This is a genomic window from Nonomuraea sp. NPDC049486 (assembly GCF_040676925.1).
Classification (GTDB): Bacteria; Actinomycetota; Actinomycetes; order Streptosporangiales; family Streptosporangiaceae; genus Nonomuraea; species Nonomuraea ferruginea.
This window is the reverse complement of record NZ_JBFAPV010000020.1, coordinates 1-18,571: the sequence shown is the minus strand read 5'-3', so window position 1 is coordinate 18,571 and position 18,571 is coordinate 1. Positions and strand designations below refer to the sequence as shown.

The 18,571-nt window shown below is 72.2% G+C and carries 17 protein-coding genes; 15 read left to right on the top strand and 2 right to left on the bottom strand.

The annotated features are described in order from the left end of the window. Positions 1-53 precede the first annotated feature (53 nt). Positions 54-590: an NUDIX hydrolase family protein gene (locus AB0K05_RS39085; protein ID WP_219545796.1), complete on the bottom strand. Its 537-nt coding sequence runs from the start codon at positions 588-590 to the stop codon at positions 54-56. Between the two features lie 106 nt (positions 591-696). On the opposite strand from AB0K05_RS39085, the gene AB0K05_RS39080 reads away from it, so the two are divergent. Together AB0K05_RS39080 and AB0K05_RS39075 are read left to right on the top strand one after the other, a co-directional pair. After that, positions 697-1,731, top strand: coding sequence for a PucR family transcriptional regulator (locus AB0K05_RS39080; protein WP_148031892.1), 1,035 nt, complete (start codon positions 697-699; stop codon positions 1,729-1,731). A 35-nt stretch (positions 1,732-1,766) separates the two neighbouring features. Beyond that, a complete protein-coding gene (locus tag AB0K05_RS39075; RefSeq protein ID WP_364236225.1) occupies positions 1,767-3,086 on the top strand; it encodes an alpha-amylase family protein in 1,320 nt (439 codons plus the stop codon). Here AB0K05_RS39075 and AB0K05_RS39070 read toward each other — a convergent pair. Further along, complete coding sequence (locus AB0K05_RS39070; RefSeq protein ID WP_271278284.1) at positions 3,083-3,976, bottom strand: TIGR03619 family F420-dependent LLM class oxidoreductase; 894 nt, start codon at positions 3,974-3,976, stop codon at positions 3,083-3,085. The genes AB0K05_RS39075 and AB0K05_RS39070 overlap by 4 nt on opposite strands. Before the next feature lie 490 nt (positions 3,977-4,466). Between AB0K05_RS39070 and AB0K05_RS39065 the strand changes: the two genes are divergently transcribed. The 13 genes from AB0K05_RS39065 to AB0K05_RS39005 all read left to right on the top strand — a co-directional run. Then, positions 4,467-5,468, top strand: a complete 1,002-nt coding sequence (locus AB0K05_RS39065) for a TOMM precursor leader peptide-binding protein (protein ID WP_148031889.1) — start codon at positions 4,467-4,469, stop codon at positions 5,466-5,468. Next, a complete protein-coding gene (locus tag AB0K05_RS39060; protein ID WP_271278283.1) occupies positions 5,465-6,535 on the top strand; it encodes a hypothetical protein in 1,071 nt (356 codons plus the stop codon). The genes AB0K05_RS39065 and AB0K05_RS39060 overlap by 4 nt, the downstream gene beginning before the upstream one ends. A gap of 242 nt (positions 6,536-6,777) precedes the next feature. Next, entirely contained in the window at positions 6,778-7,974 is a 1,197-nt protein-coding gene (locus AB0K05_RS39055; RefSeq protein WP_219545803.1) for an MFS transporter, read from the top strand. Between the two features lie 15 nt (positions 7,975-7,989). Continuing rightward, positions 7,990-11,637: a nitrate reductase subunit alpha gene (locus AB0K05_RS39050; protein WP_364236222.1), complete on the top strand. Its 3,648-nt coding sequence runs from the start codon at positions 7,990-7,992 to the stop codon at positions 11,635-11,637. Beyond that, positions 11,637-13,292 carry a nitrate reductase subunit beta gene (gene narH / locus AB0K05_RS39045; protein WP_364236220.1) on the top strand — a complete coding sequence of 552 codons (1,656 nt, stop codon included), beginning with the start codon at positions 11,637-11,639 and terminating at the stop codon, positions 13,290-13,292. Before AB0K05_RS39050 ends, narH begins: the two co-directional genes overlap by 1 nt. Then, on the top strand, positions 13,292-13,942 hold the full coding sequence (gene narJ / locus AB0K05_RS39040; protein ID WP_271278279.1) for a nitrate reductase molybdenum cofactor assembly chaperone: 651 nt from the start codon (positions 13,292-13,294) through the stop codon (positions 13,940-13,942). Before narH ends, narJ begins: the two co-directional genes overlap by 1 nt. Beyond that, entirely contained in the window at positions 13,939-14,661 is a 723-nt protein-coding gene (narI, locus tag AB0K05_RS39035) for a respiratory nitrate reductase subunit gamma (RefSeq protein ID WP_148031883.1), read from the top strand. Before narJ ends, narI begins: the two co-directional genes overlap by 4 nt. Before the next feature lie 119 nt (positions 14,662-14,780). After that, on the top strand, positions 14,781-15,623 hold the full coding sequence (locus AB0K05_RS39030; protein ID WP_364236216.1) for a universal stress protein: 843 nt from the start codon (positions 14,781-14,783) through the stop codon (positions 15,621-15,623). Then, a complete protein-coding gene (locus AB0K05_RS39025; RefSeq protein WP_148031881.1) occupies positions 15,620-16,174 on the top strand; it encodes a CBS domain-containing protein in 555 nt (184 codons plus the stop codon). The genes AB0K05_RS39030 and AB0K05_RS39025 overlap by 4 nt, the downstream gene beginning before the upstream one ends. Before the next feature lie 14 nt (positions 16,175-16,188). Further along, a complete protein-coding gene (locus AB0K05_RS39020) occupies positions 16,189-16,707 on the top strand; it encodes a flavodoxin domain-containing protein (RefSeq protein WP_219545809.1) in 519 nt (172 codons plus the stop codon). A 55-nt stretch (positions 16,708-16,762) separates the two neighbouring features. Then, positions 16,763-17,476, top strand: coding sequence for a uridine kinase (locus tag AB0K05_RS39015; protein WP_271278276.1), 714 nt, complete (start codon positions 16,763-16,765; stop codon positions 17,474-17,476). Between the two features lie 54 nt (positions 17,477-17,530). Next, positions 17,531-18,013 (top strand): universal stress protein, encoded by a 483-nt coding sequence (locus tag AB0K05_RS39010; protein WP_364236211.1) that lies wholly within the window; start codon positions 17,531-17,533, stop codon positions 18,011-18,013. A 294-nt stretch (positions 18,014-18,307) separates the two neighbouring features. Continuing rightward, a partial coding sequence (locus AB0K05_RS39005) for a universal stress protein (protein ID WP_364236208.1) occupies positions 18,308-18,571 on the top strand: 264 nt, incomplete at its 3' end.

The window sequence follows — 18,571 nt, the reverse complement described above, 5'->3', positions numbered from 1 at the left end:
GGTTCGCGAGCGCAACCAGCCGCGGAAGTCAGGCCGTTCTGGGCACCAGTGACTCAGGTCAGCCGGCCCACGTGCGCGAGCGCCTGCTTGAGCAGCACACCCTGGCCACCCGTCATCTCCTGCTGCACCATCGGCGAGGCCGCCTCCTCCGGCGTGAACCACACGAGGTCGAGCGCGTCCTGCCGGGGGCGGCAGTCGCCGCGGACCGGCACGATGTAGGCCAGCGAGACGGCGTGCTGGCGCGGGTCGTGGTAGGGCGTCACGCCGGGCGTCGGGAAGTATTCGGCGACCGTGAACGGCACCGGCGACACGGGCAGGCTGGGCAGGGCGACCGGGCCGAGGTCCTTCTCCAGGTGACGCAGGAGGGCGTCGCGGACACGCTCGTGGTAGAGCACCCGCCCGGAGACCAGGGCCCTGCTGACGGTCCCGTCCGCGGCGATGCGGAGCAGCAGCCCGACGCGGGTCACGGCGCCCGTGTCGTCCACCCGCACCGGCACCGCGTCGACGTACAGGATCGGCATGCGGCCGCGCACCGACTCGAGCTCCTCGGGAGCGAGCCAGCCGGGCGAGGTCTCGGTTATCTCGGTCACCAGCTGATCGTACTGTCCGCCGGATCGTCGCCGGTCAGCGGGCGGACCCGCCAGATGTCGGGCACGACGCCCGCCCGCGCGCCGATCGGCGCATACCCTGGGAATCATGGAGGCACTGGCCGAACGGCTGTCGCAGCTGGACACGCAGGTCGAAGGCGCGCTCCGGGTCGTCATGTTCTACGACACGCTGATGCGCCGCCGGGTGGACCTGCCCGCGCTGGCCCGGGCCTCGGCCGGCCTGGCCGGGTGCGTGGCGGGCATCCGGCTCCACGGCACGGGACGGGTCATCCGCGTCGCGGACGACGGCATGCCGGCGCGCGGCCCGGTCGCCCCGGCGTCCAGTTCGGCGCCGATCACCCTCGACGACGAGGAGATCGGCACGGTCTGGCTGGAGCGCCCCGGCCCGCCGAAGTCGCTCGACGAGGTGGTGCTGGACCGGCTGGCCATCGCCGCCGCGACGGTCGTCGAGAAGTACGGCCCGGCCCGCACCACCATGGCCGATCCCGCGCTCGTCGAGCTGGTGATCAGCTCCGACAGCGACGAGGCGGCCAGGGCGCGGGCGCTGCGCCTGCTGGGCTTCGCCGCCGACCTGCCCGTCCGCGCCGTCGCCGTGCGGTCGCGGCTTCCGCTCGACCAGGTCGGCGGCCTGATCTGCCCGGCCCGCCCGGTGAAGGCCGCGCCCCTCGCCGACGTGGGCGTCATCCTGGCCACCACCGTCGACCTGGCCCGCTTCCCGGCGGGCGTGCGGGCGGGCGTCGGCACGGCCGAAAGCCCCGACCGGTCCTGGGCGCACGCCCGCACCGCCCTGCGCTTCGCCACGCCGCGCCGGCCGGTCGTCCACCACGACGACCTGGGCGCGCTGGCGCTCCTGGCCGAGATCCCCGCGGACTCCCTGCGCGGCAACCCCGACGTGGCCGCGATCACCCTCCTGGCCGGCAGTCCCGAGGACCTGGAGACGCTCGACGCCTACTGCGCCACCGGCTCCCTGCGCCAGGCCGCCGACCTTCTCCACCTGCACCACAGCAGCGTCGCGCGCCGCCTCGAAGCGCTCGGCAGGACTCTGGGCATCGAGCTCGGCGACCCCGCCGGGCTGACCCGGGCCAGGCTCGCCCTCACCGCGTGGCGGCTGCTCGACGGCTGAGTAGCGGGCGGCGACGCGGGAAGGACCGTTCCGTCATGGTGAGAGACGGTGTCTGGTGGCACGTGTACCCGCTCGGCTTCACCGGCGCGGAGCCCGCGGCTCCGCCGCCCGGCACGCCGGTGCGCCATCGCCTGCGACGGCTGGAGGGGTGGCTCGACTACGCCGCCGAGCTGGGCTGCTCGGTCCTGCAGCTCGGGCCGATCTTCGCGTCCGAGACGCACGGGTACGACACGCTGGACCATTTCCGCGTGGACCCGAGGCTCGGCGACGAGGCGGACTTCGACCGGCTGGTGCGCGCGGCCCGCGAGCGCGGCCTGCTGATCGTCCTGGACGGGGTGTTCAACCACGTGGGCCGGGGCCATCCGAAGTTCGGCGACCCGCGCTTCGCGCACTGGTTCGTGCCCGAAGGCGGCGGTCACGCCACGTTCGAGGGCCATTCCGGGCTCGTCACCCTCAACCACGACCACCCCGAGGTCCTCGACCACGTGGTCCGCGTCATGGACCACTGGCTGAGCCGCGGGGCGTCCGGATGGCGGCTGGACGCCGCGTACGCGATGCCCGCCGCTTTCTGGCGCGAGGCGCTCGCCCGGGTGCGCCCGCGCCACCCCGCGGCCTGGTTCGCCGGCGAGGTGATCCACGGCGACTTCGCGGGCTACGTGGCGGAGAGCGGGCTGGACTCGGTCACCCAGTACGAGCTGTGGAAGGCGATCTGGAGCTCGCTGAACGACGGCAACTTCTACGAGCTGGCCTGGGCGGTGGACCGGCACGACGCCCTGCTGGAGTCGTTCGAGCCGCTCACGTTCGTCGGCAACCACGACGTGACCAGGCTGGCCACCCGCCTGGCCGACGAGCGCCACCTGGGCCACGCGCTCGCCGTGCTCTTCACCGTGGGCGGGGTCCCGAGCGTCTACTACGGCGACGAGCAGGGCTTCCGCGGGCTGAAGGAGGACCGGCCGGGCGGCGACGACGCCGTCAGGCCCGCCTTCCCCGCCGGTCCCGCGGAGCTCGATCCGGCGGGGTGGCCGGTCTACCGGCTGCACCAGCGGCTCATCGGGCTGCGACGCCGCCACCCGTGGCTGGCCCGGGCCCGCACGGCCGTGCCCCATCTGACCAACACGGCCGTGGCCCTGGAGAGCACGGGTGCAGGCAGGCTGCTCACCCTGCTGAACACCGGACCGGAGCCGTACCGGTTCCCCCTGGACACCTCAGGTCTCGCGGTCGCCGAGAGCTCGCACCCGGACGGCGCCGATCCCCTTCTCGTGTCCGCGCACGGCTGGACCGTCCTCACGGGCAGTGGCCGTACGTGTCCGCCCGGGCACCCTGGGTGGTCATCGGACATGCCTGACGGACCCTAGCCCCGCCGGAACGTTTCGGCGTAGCCGTGCAGCGCCTCGACCGCGGCCGCCACGCTCGCGCCCGGTGGCCGCACCACGAACGAGGTGACGCCGGCCTCCGCCAGGCGGCCCAGGTGGTCGCGGTGCTCCTCGGCGGAACCGCCGTCGATCATGTAGCGGTGCGCCGGCGTGCGCACCTGCACCTCGACGGCCCTGCCGGCCAGCTCACACACCTCCTCGACGTGCCGGGCGAGTTGCTCCACCGTGGTGATCGCCGCGGTGCGGGCGGTACGGGCGAGCTCCCCGTCCGTCATGAACGGGCTCCAGCCCTGGTTGCGAGCGGCCCGGCGGCGGGCCAGCGCGCTGTTGCCGCCGATCCAGATGGGCGGCCCGCCCGGCGTGAGCGGAGCCGGAAGGGCGGCCACGTCACGGCCTTCGAACAGCGGCCCCCTGTGGTCGAACGGCACGTTCCCCCACACGCCCCGCAGCACCTCGATCGACTCGTCGAAGCGGGCGTTGCGCCCGGCCATGTCCACGCCCATCGCCAGGAACTCCGAGCGCAGGTAACCGGCCCCGGCGACCACGGTCAGCCGCCCCTCGGACAGCAGGTCGACCGTGGTCAGGCTCTTGGCCAGCAGGAACGGGTTGTGGTACGGGAGCACGAGCAGATGGGTCATCAGCCGGATCCGCTCCGACACGGCGGCGCAGTAGCTCAGCGCGGCGATCGGGTCGAGGGCCTCGTGCCCGCCGGCGTCGAGCCACTTCTTCGACGGCGCCGGGTGCTCGGTGAACCCGACGGCGGCGAAACCCGCCTCCTCCGCCGCCCGCACGACGCGGCGCATCCCGCCGGGGCGGACGAGGGCGGGGTCGTAGCCGGGCGCGCTGATCGGGTACTCGACGGTGAACTTCACGGGGGCTCCTACGGGCTCCTCGTGGGGAGCTTGGCGCTCTGGTCAATCATTACATTGATACACCAAACAGTGGCGACATGTCGCGCTCCGGGATGGCGACCCTGTCGTGATCTACTTTGTAAAGGCGCTGGGCCGGAAGCAACCCCGATATCACAAACGTCAGAACAACACCATCCGCGACCAGTGCGCGAAGTTATTGAGAATTCTAGGTTTCCGCGACTTAGGGCATCAATTGCCGCACAGAACGTCATTGGGCCTCCCTGGTGCCGATGATTCTTCTTACGATCACATCGGCCAACACGATCTATGAAGGGATCGCGCATGACGATCGAGATCAGGAAGGTCGAAGAAGTCGAGACCACAGGTAACAGCAACAGCTGCTGAACTGTCGCGGGGCCCTCTTTGCGAGGGCCCCGCCTTCGTGCTTACGGGAGTCTTCTTCATGCCCAGGATTCAGGTGAATCCGGCTTTTCCCCTTTTCATTGATGATTTGCGTGAGCGGGTGCGGCTGGGGGATTTCCCGCCGACGGGCCTGGTCCTCGACCCGGCGGCGGCGCCGTTGCGCCGGCTGATCCGGCTGTGCGCCCGTGAGCCGGTGGAGCGGGCCGATCTGTACGCGCTGCTCGGCGAGGTGCCTCCGGCCGAGATCGACGCGGCCGTGGCGCGGCTGCTGGAGGCGCGCATCCTGGTCACCGCCGACGATCTCGACGCGCTGGCGGCCGATGCGGGGCTCTCCCGGTTCGCGCTCTTCCTGTCGATGTTCCGGCCGGCCGCCGAGGTGACGGCCGTGCTCGGCGAGCTGCGGCGTACGCATGTGGCGGTGCTCGGCGCGGGGGCGATCGGGGGCGCCGTCGCGCTGCAGCTGGCGACCAGCGGGGTGGGGCGGTTGACGCTGGTCGACGACGACCGGGTGGAGGCGAGCAATCTGCATCGCCAGTACCTGTACACGGCCGGGGACGTGGGTGAGCTCAAGACGGTGGCGGCGGCGCGGCGGTTGCGGGCGCACCGTCCCGGTGTGCGGGTGGACACCGTCGAGCGGCGCATCGGCGGGCCGCGGGACGTGGTGGTGGCCGCCGATCTGGTGGTCAGCACGGTGGACACGCCGCAGCCGCACATCGCGCGCTGGGTGAACCGGGCGTGTGTGGAGGCGGGGGTGCCGTTCGTGACGGGCGGGTTCAACCAGCACGTGGGGCTGGTGGGGCCGCTCGTCGTGCCCGGCAAGACGGGTTGCCTGTCGTGTCAGGAGCGTTCGCTGGCCGCCCGTTACGGCCGGACGGAGTTGCCCACCGGGGACAACCCGGGGCGGGTGATCCCGTCGTTCGGGCCGTTGTGCCAGATCGTGGCCGGGATGCTGGCCTCGGAGGTGCTCCGCTATCTGACGGGTGCGGGCACGCCGGCGGTGGAGGGCCGGAGCGTGTGGCTCGATCTGCTGACGTTGACGACCACGACGAGGGAGTTCCACCGGTATGACCGGTGCGGGGTCTGCGGGTGAACACCGATCTGTCGTTCCTGACGGTGGTGGCTGACGGGCCGGACGACTACGTGATCGGCAACGGGGAGACGTTCGTGCACGTGCCGGCGGTGGCGGCGGCGGTGGTGTCGGCGCTCGACGGCACGCGGACGGTGGCGCAGGCGCGCGAGCGGGTGCGGGCCGAGCGGGGGGTGGACGTGGACGTGGCCGCCTTCGTCGGCGGCTTGGCGGACGCGGGGTTGATGAGACGGCCGGAGCGGCGGCCGAACGTGTGGGACCGGATCCGGCCGCGGCAGGTGGCCTGGTTCTTCTCCCGTCCGGCCGACGTCGTGCTGGTGCTGCTCACGGGGTGTGCGGTGGCCGCCGCGGTGGCCGAGCCGAGGGTGCGGCCGGGGGTGTCGTCGCTGGTGTGGCCGGGCAGTCTGTCGTTCACGCTGGCGTTCGCGGCGGGGTCGTGGGCGCTGGTGCTGCTGCACGAGCTGGGGCATGTGGCCGCCGCGCGGTCGCTGGGCGTGCGGGCGGAGTTGTCGCTGGGTACGCGGTTGCAGTTCCTGGTGGTGCAGACGCGGATCACCGGGGTGTGGGGGGTGCCGCGGCGGGCGCGCTATCGCGCTCATCTGGCGGGGATGCGGGTGGACTGGGTGCTGATCTGCGGGTCGGCGTGCGTGCTGTACGTGACCGAGTCGGCGCCGGCGCGGCTGGTGATGGTGATCTGTCTGGCGCAGGTGGTCTGGCAGTTCCTGTTCTTCATGCGTACGGATGTGTACTACGTCTTCGCGAACGCGACGGGGAACAAGAATTTGATGGCGGACGCGCAGGCGTATCTGCGTGGGCGGGGTGGTGGGGCGCGGCGGAGTGTGCGGGTGTACGCGTGGTTCGTGGTTGTGGGGCGGGTGCTGGGGTTGGCGTTTTTCGCCCTTTATACGGTGCCGATCACGGTGGCGGTGGTTCGCCGGGCGATGGGGGAGTTGGCTTCGGGGGCATTGTGGGAACCGGTGGCCGCGCTGGTGGTGATCGCTGCGGGTTGGGTGCTTTATCTGGTGATTCTGGTCCGCCGTTTCTTGGGGTGGATGCGAAATTCGTCCTGACAGACTGTGAAAAGCACAGTTTTCAACTATGTCAGGAAAAAAATCAGGACGCTCGCTGTCGGCCGGCGCCCCGCGTGCGGCCGGCCGGCCCCCGCCCCGCGGATCCCTCGCGCGCCGGGGGGCGGGCCACGAAGATGATCGTTGTTTGATCCTTATTGATGGGACTAAAGACCCTTAAGTGGGCATGGTGCAGTCCAGAAGACTGGGGTGGCCCTAGCGTCCGACCGGAGGTGGTCCCCGCCATGCCTGCCGCACCGTCCCCCGCCGCGGTCACGTCCACGGCGAGCCGTGTGACCGCGCTGATCCTGGCCACGATCGCGTTCGCGGTGAACTTCTGGGCCTGGGCCCTGCTGAGCCCGCTCGGCCCCGTCTACCAGCGGTCCCTGGGGCTGAGCGCCACCGCGGTGTCGGTGCTGGTGGCCGTCCCGGTGATCGTCGGGTCGCTGGGCCGCATCGTGCTCGGCGCGCTGACCGACCGTTACGGCGGCCGGCTGGTGTTCGGCGTGACGACGCTGATCGGCGTGATCCCCGTCGTCTTCCTCGCCTTCGTGGAGACGTACTCGCTGCTGCTGGTCGGCGGGTTGCTGCTGGGCCTGACCGGTGCGACGTTCGCGATCGGCGTCCCGTTCGTCAACGCCTGGTTCCCGCCGGAGCGGCGTGGCCTGGCGCTGGGCGTCTTCGGCATGGGCAACATCGGCACCGCCATCTCCGGGTTCGCCACCCCGTGGCTGGCCGACGAGTTCGGCCGGCGCGCCCCCTTCTACGTGGTCGCGGCGGCGCTCGCGGTGACGGGCGTGGTCTTCCTGCTGGTGGGGCGGGACGCCCCCGGCGTGAAGCCGGCCGCGGAGCCGTTCCTCAAGAGGTTCACCGCCGCCGCCCGGATGCGGGTCACGGTGGAGCTGGCGGGGATGTACGCGCTCACCTTCGGTGGTTTCGTCGCGTTCGGTGTCTACCTGCCGCTGTATCTGCAGAGCGTGTACGGGCTGACGGTGGCGGACGCGGCGGCCCGCGCGGCGGGGTTCGTGGTGCTGGCCACGCTCGCCCGCCCGGTGGGCGGCTGGCTGTCGGACCGGGTCGGCGGCGAGTCCGTGCTGGCGTACGTGCTGGCGGTGGTGTTCGCGTGCGCGATCGTGGTCTCGTTCGCGCCCGGGATGCCGGTGGCCACGGTCGGGTTCCTGGCGATGGCGGCGGCGCTCGGGCTGGGCAACGGCGCGGTGTTCGCCATCCTGGGCCGGGCCGTCCCGGTCGCGATGGTCGGCAGCGCCACCGGTGTGGTGGGCGCGGCCGGCGGCCTCGGCGGGTTCCTGCCGCCGATCGTGATGGGGCTGATCTTTCAGGCGACGGGCTCGTACTCGATCGGGTTGATGCTGCTGGCCGCCATGGCTTTCGGCGCCTTCGTCTACTGCTGGTTCATTCTGCGCCCTCGCGCGCACCCCTAACAGAAAGAGAGCCACATGTCGGGCATGGACGGGCCTCTCACCGATGCCCTGCTCCGGCTGGGACGTTATCTGCACCCCGGCACGATGTCCCCTGACCTGCGAACACTGCACCAGATCGGCGGCCGTCAGGCCGACGCGTTCTACCGTGACCGGTGGAGTCACGACAAGGTCGTGCGGTCGACGCACGGCGTGAACTGCACCGGTTCCTGCTCGTGGAAGGTGTACGTCAAGGACGGCGTGATCACCTGGGAGGCGCAGCAGACCGACTACCCGAGCGTGGGCGGGGACCGGCCGGAGTACGAGCCGCGCGGCTGCCCGCGCGGGGCCGCCTTCTCCTGGTACACCTACTCGCCGACCCGGGTGCGTTTCCCGTACGCGCGCGGCGTGCTGGTGTCGATGTACCGGGAGGCGAAGGCGCGGCTGGGCGACCCGGTCGCGGCCTGGGCGGAGATCACCACCGATCCGGGCAAGCGCCGCCGCTACCAGTCGGCGCGCGGCAAGGGCGGGCTGGTGCGGGTCTCCTGGGACGAGGCGACCGAGATGATCGCGGCCGCGCACGTGCACACGATCAAGACGTACGGGCCGGACCGGGTGGCCGGGTTCTCTCCGATCCCGGCCATGTCGATGGCCTCGCACGCGGTCGGTTCCCGGTTCGTCTCGCTGATCGGCGGGGCGATGCTGTCGTTCTACGACTGGTACGCCGACCTGCCGGTGGCCTCGCCGCAGGTGTTCGGCGACCAGACGGACGTGCCGGAGTCGGCCGACTGGTGGGACGCGTCGTACCTGATGCTGTGGGGCTCGAACGTGCCCGTCACCCGCACCCCGGACGCGCACTACATGACCGAGGCGCGCTACCGCGGGCAGAAGGTCGTGGTGATGTCGCCGGACTACAGCGACGCCGCGAAGTTCGCCGACGAGTGGCTGGCCCCGCATCCGGGCACCGACGGGGCGCTGGCGATGGCGATGGGGCACGTGATCCTCAAGGAGTTCTTCGTCGACTCCGCCACCCCGTACTTCGCCGACTACGTGCGCCGCTACACCGATCTGCCGTTCCTGGTGCGGCTGCGCGAGCGCGAGCCCGGCCAGTACGTGCCGGACAAGTTCCTCACGGCCGCCGATCTCGGGCAGGAAGGTAAGGAGGCGGCGTTCAGCACGGCGGTCTGGGACGCGGACGCGGGTGAGGTCGCCGTCCCGAACGGCTCCCTCGGGTTCCGCTTCTCCGAGCAGGGCCAGGGCCGGTGGAACCTGGACCTGGGCGAGGTGTCGCCGGCGCTGACCATGCTCGACACGGGCGAGTCGGTCCCGGTGGGCCTGCCCCGTTTCGACGGGGCCGAGAGCGGCGTGCTGGAGCGCGGCGTGCCGGTGCGGCGCGTCGGCGACCACCTGGTGACGACGGTGTTCGACCTGCTGCTGGCCCAGTACGGGGTGCGCCGCGGCGGGCTGCCGGGCCGCTGGCCGCAGGGGTACGACGACGCGGGCGAGCCGTACACGCCGGCCTGGCAGGAGGCGATCACGTCGGTGCCGGCGGCGAAGGCGACGCGGATCGCCCGCGAGTTCGCCCGCAACGCCGACGAGTCCGGCGGCCGGTCGATGATCATCATGGGGGCCGGGGCGAACCACTGGTTCCATTCCGACACGATCTACCGGGCGTTCCTGGCGCTGGTGACGCTCACCGGCTGCCAGGGCGTCAACGGCGGCGGCTGGGCCCACTACGTCGGCCAGGAGAAGTGCCGGCCGGTCACCGGGTGGGCGCATCTGGCCTCGGGCGGCGACTGGTCGAGGCCGCCGCGCCAGATGATCGGCACCGCGTACTGGTATCTGCACACCGACCAGTGGCGTTACGACACCTACAAGGCGGACGTGGTGTCCTCGCCGCTGGGCGACGGCGTGTTCGCCGGCAAGACCACGGCCGACCTGCTGTCGCAGTCGGCGCGGCTGGGCTGGATGCCGTCGTACCCCACGTTCGGCCGCAACCCGCTCGACCTGGCGGACGAGGCGCGGGCCGCCGGGCAGGAGCCCGGCCCGTACATCGCGGAGAAGGTGGCCTCCGGTGAGCTGGGGTTCGCCTGCGAGGACCCGGACGCGCCGGAGAACTGGCCGCGGGTGCTGACCGTGTGGCGGGCCAACCTGCTGGGCTCCTCGGCGAAGGGCGACGAGTACTTCCTGCGCCACCTGCTCGGCACCGACGCCTCGCTGCGCGCGCGGGAGGCGGGGCCCGGCCAGCGGCCCGAGGGCGTCGCCTGGCGGGAGGAGGCGCCGCGGGGCAAGCTCGACCTGCTGCTGTCGCTCGACTTCCGGATGACCTCGACCACGCTGTTCTCCGACATCGTGCTGCCGGCCGCGACCTGGTACGAGAAGCACGACCTGTCCTCGACGGACATGCATCCGTTCGTGCACTCGTTCAACCCGGCGATCGACCCGCCGTGGCAGACCCGCAGCGACTTCACCGCCTTCCACACCATCGCCCGCGCCTTCAGCACGCTGGCCGCCGAGCACCTGGGCACGCGGACCGACCTGGTGGCGATGCCGCTGATCCACGACACCCCCGACGAGCTGGCCACCCCGCACGGGCGGGTGCGCGACTGGCGGCGGACCGGCGATACGCCGACGCCGGGCCTGGACTTCCCGAAGATCGTCGAAGTGGAGCGGGACTACGCGGCCATCGCCGCGAAGATGGCCTCCCTCGGCCCGCTCGCCGAGCGGCTGGGCGCCACCACCAAGGGCATCACCTACGACCTGAGCGGCGAGATCGACCGGCTGCGGCGGGTCAACGGGTCCACCGCGGACGGCCGGCCGTCGCTGGCGCGGGACGTGGACCTGTGCGAGGCCATCCTGGCCTTGTCGGGCACCACCAACGGGCGGCTGGCCGCGCAGGGGTTCGCCACGCTGTCGCGGCGCACAGGCACCTCCTTCGACGGGCTGGCCGAGGAGCACCGGCACATCACGTTCGCCGACACGCAGGCGCGTCCCGTCCCGGTGATCACCTCGCCGGAGTGGTCGGGCAGCGAGAGCGGCGGCCGCCGCTACTCGGCGTTCACGATCAACGTCGAGCATCGCAAGCCCTGGCACACCCTCACCGGGCGGCAGCACTTCTACCTGGACCACGACTGGATGCAGGAGGCGGGTGAGGCGCTGCCGGTCTACCGGCCGCCGCTGAACATGACGGCCATGTTCGGCGAGCCCGGGATCGGCGACTCGACGGCGGAGGGGATCACGGTGCGGTATCTGACGCCGCACTCCAAGTGGTCCATCCACTCCGAGTATCAGGACAACCTGCTCATGCTGACGCTGTCGCGCGGCGGGCCGAACATCTGGATGAGCCCCGCCGACGCGGCCAAGGCCGGCATCGCGGACAACGACTGGATCGAGGCGGTCAACCGCAACGGCGTGGTCGTGGCGCGCGCCGTCGTCTCCCACCGGATGCCCGAGGGGACCGTGTACATGTACCACGCGCAGGAGCGGGTGGTGGACGTGCCCAAGAGTGAGACGTCCGGCCGGCGCGGCGGCATCCACAACTCGCTCACCCGGCTGCTGGTCAAACCCACCCACCTCATCGGCGGCTACGCCCAGCTGTCGTTCGCGTTCAACTACCTCGGCCCCACCGGCAACCAGCGCGACGAGGTGACCGTGATCCGGCGGCGCTCCCAGGAGGTGGACTACTGATGAAGGTCATGGGCCAGCTGGCCATGGTGATGAACCTGGACAAGTGCATCGGCTGCCATACCTGTTCGGTCACGTGCAAGCAGGCGTGGACGAACCGGGCCGGCACCGAGTACGTCTGGTTCAACAACGTCGAGACCCGGCCGGGACAGGGCTACCCCCGCACCTACCAGGACCAGAAGAAATGGCAGGGCGGGTGGGAGCTGAACTCGCGCGGCCGGCTCAAGCTGAAGGCCGGCGGGCGGCTGCGCAAGCTGCTGACGATCTTCGCGAACCCGCTGATGCCGTCCATCCAGGACTACTACGAGCCCTGGACGTACGACTACGACCGGCTGTTCTCCGCCCCCGCGACGGAGGACACCCCGGTCGCCCGCCCCAAGTCGCTCATCTCCGGCGAGCCCACCAAGATCACGTGGTCCGCGAACTGGGACGACGACCTGGGCGGCGGCCCCGAGCTGACCAAGGCCGACCCGGTGCTGCGCAAGGTGTCGGACCAGGTCAAGCTGGAGTTCGAGCGGGCGTTCATGTTCTACCTGCCGCGCATCTGCGAGCACTGCCTGAACCCCTCCTGCGTGGCCTCGTGCCCGTCGGGCGCGATGTACAAGCGCTCCGAGGACGGGATCGTCCTGGTCGACCAGGACCGCTGCCGCGGCTGGCGGATGTGCGTGACCGGCTGCCCGTACAAGAAGGTGTACTTCAACCACCGCACCGGCAAGGCGGAGAAGTGCACGTTCTGCTTCCCCCGGGTCGAGGTCGGCATCCCGACCGTCTGCTCCGAGACGTGCGTGGGGCGGCTGCGTTACATCGGGCTCATCCTGTACGACGCCGACCGGGTCGCAGAGGCGGCTCGGACGCCGGACGAGAAGGACCTGTACGAGGCGCAGAAGAGCGTGCTGCTCGACCCGAACGACCCGGAGGTGATCGCCGGCGCCCGCGTCTCGGGCATCCCGGAGGACTGGCTGGAGGCGGCCCGGCGCTCGCCCATCCACCAGCTCATCTTCGAGTACGGGGTCGCGCTGCCGCTGCATCCCGAGTACCGCACGATGCCGATGGTCTGGTACATCCCGCCGCTGTCGCCGGTCGTCGACGTGCTGTCCGAGACGGGGCACGACGGCGAGGAGGCCGGCAACCTGTTCGGCGCGATCGAGTCGCTGCGCATCCCCATCGGCTACCTGGCCGAGCTGTTCACCGCGGGCGACCCCGCGCCGGTCAGGCTGGTGCTGCGCCGCCTGGCGGCGATGCGCTCGTACATGCGCCGGCTCAACCTCGGCCAGGAGCCCGACGAGAGCATCGCCGAGGCGGTCGGCATGACCGGCGCCCAGATCGAGTCCATGCACCGGCTGCTGGCCCTGGCCCCCTACGGCGAGCGGTACGTCATCCCCAAGGCGCACGCCGAGCAGGCCGCCGACCTGGAGGAGCTCGCCACCGGGTGCAGCCTCGACTACGAGGGCGGCCCCGGCATGGGCGGGCCGTTCGGCGAGGCGTCCGGCACGCCCGCGCCGATCGCGGTCGAGAACTTCCACGCGCTGCGCGAGCGGCAGAGCGGGGACGAGCTGGAGCGGAGCGAGGACCTGCGCGGCCGGGTCAACCTCTTGAACTGGGACGGCAAGGGCACCCCCGAGGGCCTGTTCCCCCGGCGCGACAAGGAGGGCCAGTGATGGACCGCGCCGTCCACCTCACCGCGTCGGTGCTGCTCAGCTACCCCGACGAGCGGCTGGCCGAGGCGCTGCCGCTGCTGACGGAAACGGTCGGGACGCTGCCCGCGGGCGAGCCGGCGCGGCGGCTGCGCGCCTTCCTCGACCACGCCGCCGCCACACCGCCGCAGGACCTGGCCGAGCACTACGTGGCCACCTTCGACCTGAAGCGCCGCTGCTGCCCGTATCTGACCTACTACACCTACGGCGACACCAGGAAGCGCGGGATGGCGCTGCTGCGGTTCAAGCACGCCTTCCGCGAGGCCGGGTTCGAGCCCGCCGAGGGGGAGCTGCCCGACCATCTGGCGGTGGTGTGCGAGCTGTCCGCGCGCGGCGGCACCGCCCAGGCCTCCCGGCTGCTGCGCGAGCACCGGCCGGGCCTGGACCTGCTGCTGCGGGCGCTGGAGTCGGAGCGTTCCCCGTACGCGCACGTGGTCGCCGCGGTGCTGGCCACGCTGCCGCCCGCCACCGCCCGCGAGCGCGCCGCCGCCGCCAAGCTGGCCGCCGAGGGGCCGCCGGCCGAGGAGGTCGGCCTGCCGCCTTACCCGGTGAACGGCTCCGGCCCCGAGGCGGGGCCGACACCGTCGTTCCCCACCGATGGAGGATTCCGATGAACGCGCTCGACCTGCTGCTGTGGGTCGTGGCCCCGTACGTGGCGCTGACCGTCTTCGTGCTCGGCCACGTCTGGCGCTACCGCTACGACAAGTTCGGCTGGACCACGCGCTCCTCACAGCTGTACGAGTCGCGGCTGCTGCGCATCGGCAGCCCGATGTTCCACTTCGGCATCCTGGTCGTCATCCTCGGGCACGTGGGCGGGCTGGTGATCCCCAAGTCGTGGACCGAGGCGGTGGGCGTCACCGAGAGCATGTACCACGTGGTCGCGGTCGTGCTCGGCACCATCGCGGGCGTGTGCACGCTCGCCGGCCTGGCCATCCTCATCTACCGGCGGCGCACCGTCGGGCCCGTGTTCACCGCGACGACCCGCAACGACAAGCTCATGTACGCCGTCCTGGCCCTGGTGATCGTGCTCGGGCTGGCCGCCACCGTGGCCGCGAACGTGCTGGGCGGCGGCTACGACTACCGGGTCACGGTCTCGCCGTGGTTCCGGTCGGTCTTCGCCCTCCAGCCGCGGGCGGAGCTGATGGCCGGGGCGCCGCCGCTGTTCCAGCTGCACGCCTTCAGCGCGCTGGTGCTCTTCGCCATCTGGCCGTTCACCCGGCTGGTGCACATGCTCACCGCGCCCATCGGCTACCTGACCCGCCCGTACATCGTCTACCGCAGCCGCGAGCCGGTCACCCGCACCCCCGGCTGGACGCCCACCACCAGAAGGTGAACGCAGCACAAATTCGGGACTAAAGGCCATCCGATCGGGGTCCTCCTCCCCGGGCACCGCCGCCCCCGATCGGAAAAACTGGAGGTGAGAACGGCAGAACGGGTGAAGGAGGCGTCGTGATGGCTCGGCAGATCGTGGTGGGCATCGACGGATCGGCACCGGCGACCGCGGCGGTGGAATGGGCCGCCGCCGACGCCCGGCGCAGAGGGCTGGACCTGCGCATCGTCCACATCTGCGAGCAGTGGCGGCACGGCCATGGCGAGTCCGAATACTGCGCGGGCACCCTGGAGGCCGCCGCGGACCGGGCCCGCGCCCTCGCGGGCGGCGTCGAGGTGACGACCGAGCTGCTCACCGGGGAGGTCGCCCCGGCGCTCATCGCCGAGTCGGCCTCCGCCGACAGCGTCGTCATCGGCAGCCGGGGGCTCGGCGGGTTCCAGGGCCTGGTCATGGGCTCGGTCAGCATCGCCGTCGCCGGTCACGCCGCCGGGCCCGTGGTCGTCGTCCGCGGCACCTCCCCGATCACGCACGGGCGGATCGTCGTCGGCTACGACGGCTCCGAGCACGCGGAGGCCGCCATGGAGTACGCCATCGAGCAGGCCCGCCGCCGCGACGCCGAACTGTACGTCGCCTACGGCTGGACCATGCCGGCGTACTCCCCGTACGCGGTCGCCTACAACTCGCTCATCGAGGACGTCATGCAGGAGGAGGCCCGCGCGGCGCGTGAGCGCGTCGTTCCGTGGCGGGAGAAGAACCTCGACGTGCGGATCACCGACGGGCACGCCTGCGAGCACCCCGTCTCGCTGCTGATCGAGGCCTCCAAGCAGGCGGACCTGGTCGTCGTCGGCTCGCGCGGGCGCGGCGGGCTGGCCGCGGCCGTCCTCGGCTCCGTCAGCCACGGCGTGCTGCACCACGTCATCTGCCCTGTCGCCGTCGTCCGTCCCCGAACGGAGGAGACATCATGACCGCTCCGACCGCCATCCGTGCCACCACAACCGCCCCGCGTGCCGTGCCGAAGGAAGGCGCGCGTCCCGCCGGCGAGCCTGCCGCGCAGGCGAGGCCGGTCGCGGAGCTGACCGCCGAACAGGTGATGAGCCGCGTGCTGGTCGCCGTCGAGCCGGGGGAGTCGCCTCTCATGGCGTGGGAGCTGATGCGCCGCGCCGGCGTCCGCCACCTGCCGGTCGTCGAGGGGCGGCACGTGCTCGGCGTGCTGACCCGCGAGGAACTCGCGGCGACCTGGTCCTGCGGGCCTCAGGAGCAGTCCGGCCGCCAGGTCGGCTCGCTGCTGACCGGCCGCCGCCGGCCGCGGGTCGAACCCGGGGATCCGTTGCACCGGGTCGCCGCCGTCATGCTGGACGCCGGGTGCGACGCGGTGCCCGTGGTCCACGCCGGCGGGATCGTCGGGCTGATCACCGCCGGTGACGTGCTCGCCGCCGTCGCCGGGCGCGTCAAGCCGTCCGGCGAGCCGGGCGAGCTCGTCACCGGCATGTTCCACCTCGAACCCATCCTTCCCTGATCAGGAGGCGCGGCATGCGCGCGCTCGTCGTCTACGAGTCGATGTACGGAAACACCCGGCGGATCGCCGAGGCCGTCGCGGAAGGACTGGCCGGGCGGATGCGGGCCGACGTGGTCGAGGTCGGCTCCGCGCCCGCCGCCGTCGGCGAGGACGTGACCCTCCTCGTGGTCGGCGGGCCCACGCACGCCTTCGCCATGACCCGCGCCACCACCCGCCAGTCCGCCGCCCAGGACGCCCCGGACGGGCTGGTGTCCCGGGGCGACGGCATCCGCGAATGGCTGTCCGGCCTGCGTACCGGCTCCGCCCGGCTGGCCGCGGCCGCCTTCGACACCCGCGTCGCCAAGCCCCGCCTGCCGGGGTCGGCCGCCCGCGGCGCCGCCAGACGGCTGCGCCGCCTCGGCGTCAGGAGCGCCGCGCCCGCCCACAGCTTCTACGTCATCGGGACGAAGGGGCCTCTCGTGGACGGCGAGCTGGACCGGGCCCGCGAGTGGGGCGAAACCCTCGCGGCCTCCTTCCCCGTCCCGGCCTCCTGAGGGCCCGGGGGCATCCTGCCCGTGTACGCGACAGGCGGTTGGATAGGTTGGGGCCGTGTCGCAGATCGATCACTCCGTCTCCACGTGGCAGCAGCCCTGCCCCGGCCCGGCGTCCCCCGAACGAGCCGCCCTGGTCGGCGAGATCGCCCGGCGGGTGCTGGCCCTGGGCGACGGCCGTCTCCTGGTGGGGATCGACGGCCTGACCGCCTCGGGCAAGACCAGTTTCGGCCACGAGCTGGCCGCCTCCGTCGCCGCCGCCGGACGCCCGGCGCTGCGCGCCACGCTGGACGACTTCAAGCAGCCGTGGAAGGACCGCCACCTCTACGACAGGGAGTCCGGCGAGGGTTACTACCGCAACGCCTACGACTACGAGTCCGCCAGACGCCTGCTGCTGGACCCGTGCCGCTCCCCGCGGGCCGGCGCCTGCGCCCTGTGCTCGATCGACCCCCTCACCCAGGTGGACCACTCGGCGGTCGTCACGCCGCTCTCCCCGGACAGCGTGCTCATCGTGGACGGCGTGTTCGCCTTCCGCCCGGAGATCGACGCGTACTGGGACTACCGCGTCTGGATGCACATCGACGAGGAGCTGTCGGTCGCCCGCGGCGCCGCCCGCGACCAGGACTGGGCAGGCTCCGGCGCCGAGGCGATCCACCGTGACCGTTACCTGGTCGCCCAGCGCGTCTACCAGCGCGAGGCCGACCCGATCGCCCGCGCCGACGTCGTGATCGACAACACCGACTTCGCTCACCCGCTGACCAAAGACCCATGAAGTCGGGAGGAACGGCCCTGCCGGCACCACCGCGGGGTCGCCGACCATGGAGGCATGGAACAGATCGTGGTGGGCGTTGACGGCAGGGGCGGCGGCGACGCGGCCCTGATGTGGGCCGCGGGCGAGGCCCGGCGAGCGGGGGCGCGGCTGGTCGTCGTGCACGCCTGGGAGCCACGAGCCCGCGCGTTCGCCCCGTACGCGCGCCCCACGGGCGGGCACGGCACCGGCGAACACGCGGAAGCGGTCCTGGAGCGGGCCGTCCTGCGGGCGCGTGCCGCCTATCCGGACGTGGCCGTGACCGGGCGGACCATCAGGGGCCGCCCGGAGGTGGTCCTGTGGCACGAGGCCCGGGCGGCGGCCCTCCTGGTGCTCGGCTCGGCCGCGCACCACGCGGGCGACGGCCGGCTGGGCGCGGTACTGCTCGCCTGCCTACGCTGGCCGCCCTGCCCCGTGGCCGTCATCGGCACCCCGCAACCGACGACCCCACAGCCCACCGCGCGTCAGCCGGTGGCGGCGGGCGCGGCGGCCCCCTGCTGAACCTGGCACGACAGCGCCCGCTCGCACGGGCGTACGCGCAGGACGAACCGGTCAACCTCCGATGGGTGCCGGCGGTCGCGGGCCGCTCACGCTGCTCGTCGTCGGCCTCGTACGTTCCCCGCACTGGGTGAAACGTTTGCCCGGTTGAAGGTCGAAGGTCCTGGCGGCGGGGTGACGTGCGGCCCTGCCCGGGTAGCTGCCGTCGGGTGAGCATGGAAGCGGACACCCCGGCGGGAAGCGGGCGGGAGGAGGCACGGGTGCTCACCCGCGCTCCCGTACTCGAGGAGGCTGGACATGGGCAGACACGTCGTCGCGGGCGTGGACGGATCCGACAGCGCTGCCCTGGCGCTGGACTGGGCGGCGGCGGACGCCGGGCGGCGCGGGCTGGCGCTGCGCGTGGTGTACGTGCGCGAGCCGTGGGCCGGCGAGTGGGTCACGTCCGAGGGGTACGATTCGCTGACCGTGCAGGTCGAGCGGCTGCTGGAACGCTCGGCGCCCGAGGGAGGCGGAGGCCGCCTCAGCACGCCGGGGCATGGCCAGGGCGGCCAGCGCGCCGGC

Coding starts and splice junctions, on each gene's coding strand:
- AB0K05_RS39080 (WP_148031892.1), top strand. CDS start 697: ATGGAGGCACTGGCCGAACGGCTGTCGCAGCTGGACACGCAGGTCGAA.
- AB0K05_RS39075 (WP_364236225.1), top strand. CDS start 1,767: ATGGTGAGAGACGGTGTCTGGTGGCACGTGTACCCGCTCGGCTTCACC.
- AB0K05_RS39055 (WP_219545803.1), top strand. CDS start 6,778: ATGCCTGCCGCACCGTCCCCCGCCGCGGTCACGTCCACGGCGAGCCGT.
- AB0K05_RS39050 (WP_364236222.1), top strand. CDS start 7,990: ATGTCGGGCATGGACGGGCCTCTCACCGATGCCCTGCTCCGGCTGGGA.
- narH (WP_364236220.1), top strand. CDS start 11,637: ATGAAGGTCATGGGCCAGCTGGCCATGGTGATGAACCTGGACAAGTGC.
- narJ (WP_271278279.1), top strand. CDS start 13,292: ATGGACCGCGCCGTCCACCTCACCGCGTCGGTGCTGCTCAGCTACCCC.
- narI (WP_148031883.1), top strand. CDS start 13,939: ATGAACGCGCTCGACCTGCTGCTGTGGGTCGTGGCCCCGTACGTGGCG.
- AB0K05_RS39030 (WP_364236216.1), top strand. CDS start 14,781: ATGGCTCGGCAGATCGTGGTGGGCATCGACGGATCGGCACCGGCGACC.
- AB0K05_RS39025 (WP_148031881.1), top strand. CDS start 15,620: ATGACCGCTCCGACCGCCATCCGTGCCACCACAACCGCCCCGCGTGCC.
- AB0K05_RS39020 (WP_219545809.1), top strand. CDS start 16,189: ATGCGCGCGCTCGTCGTCTACGAGTCGATGTACGGAAACACCCGGCGG.
- AB0K05_RS39010 (WP_364236211.1), top strand. CDS start 17,531: ATGGAACAGATCGTGGTGGGCGTTGACGGCAGGGGCGGCGGCGACGCG.